Below are 1,409 nucleotides of genomic sequence, written 5' to 3' on the forward strand. Positions count from 1 at the left end.
AGGTGACGAAGTGGTTGATGCCATGCTTCCAAGAAAAGCTTCTAAGCTTCAGATAACTAGGAACCGTACCCCAAACCGACACAGGTGGTTGGGTAGAGAATACCAAGGCGCTTGAGAGAACTCGGGTGAAGGAACTAGGCAAAATGGCACCGTAACTTCGGGAGAAGGTGCGCCGGTGAGGGTGAAGGACTTGCTCCGTAAGCCCATGCCGGTCGAAGATACCAGGCCGCTGCGACTGTTTATTAAAAACACAGCACTCTGCAAACACGAAAGTGGACGTATAGGGTGTGACGCCTGCCCGGTGCCGGAAGGTTAATTGATGGGGTTAGCTAACGCGAAGCTCTTGATCGAAGCCCCGGTAAACGGCGGCCGTAACTATAACGGTCCTAAGGTAGCGAAATTCCTTGTCGGGTAAGTTCCGACCTGCACGAATGGCGTAACGATGGCGGCGCTGTCTCCACCCGAGACTCAGTGAAATTGAAATCGCTGTGAAGATGCAGTGTATCCGCGGCTAGACGGAAAGACCCCGTGAACCTTTACTATAGCTTTGCACTGGACTTTGAATTTGCTTGTGTAGGATAGGTGGGAGGCTTTGAAGCGTGGACGCCAGTTCGCGTGGAGCCATCCTTGAAATACCACCCTGGCAACTTTGAGGTTCTAACTCAGGTCCGTTATCCGGATCGAGGACAGTGTATGGTGGGTAGTTTGACTGGGGCGGTCTCCTCCTAAAGAGTAACGGAGGAGTACGAAGGTGCGCTCAGACCGGTCGGAAATCGGTCGTAGAGTATAAAGGCAAAAGCGCGCTTGACTGCGAGACAGACACGTCGAGCAGGTACGAAAGTAGGTCTTAGTGATCCGGTGGTTCTGTATGGAAGGGCCATCGCTCAACGGATAAAAGGTACTCCGGGGATAACAGGCTGATACCGCCCAAGAGTTCATATCGACGGCGGTGTTTGGCACCTCGATGTCGGCTCATCACATCCTGGGGCTGAAGCCGGTCCCAAGGGTATGGCTGTTCGCCATTTAAAGTGGTACGCGAGCTGGGTTTAGAACGTCGTGAGACAGTTCGGTCCCTATCTGCCGTGGACGTTTGAGATTTGAGAGGGGCTGCTCCTAGTACGAGAGGACCGGAGTGGACGAACCTCTGGTGTTCCGGTTGTCACGCCAGTGGCATTGCCGGGTAGCTATGTTCGGAAAAGATAACCGCTGAAAGCATCTAAGCGGGAAACTTGCCTCAAGATGAGATCTCACTGGAACCTTGAGTTCCCTGAAGGGCCGTCGAAGACTACGACGTTGATAGGTTGGGTGTGTAAGCGCTGTGAGGCGTTGAGCTAACCAATACTAATTGCCCGTGAGGCTTGACCATATAACACCCAAGCAATTTGCGCTTAACAGCCAGATTGCGGTGT

The 1,409-nt window shown here is 53.0% G+C and carries 1 rRNA gene; it reads left to right on the forward strand.

What is annotated here, in order from left to right:
- Window positions 1-1,366 (forward strand): 23S ribosomal RNA (locus CRO75_RS32235); the annotation flags it as partial.
- Window positions 1,367-1,409 lie beyond the last annotated feature (43 nt).

Source organism: Pseudomonas sp. LAMO17WK12:I10, from assembly GCF_900215185.1.
Taxonomy (GTDB): Bacteria; Pseudomonadota; Gammaproteobacteria; order Pseudomonadales; family Pseudomonadaceae; genus Aquipseudomonas; species Aquipseudomonas chlororaphis.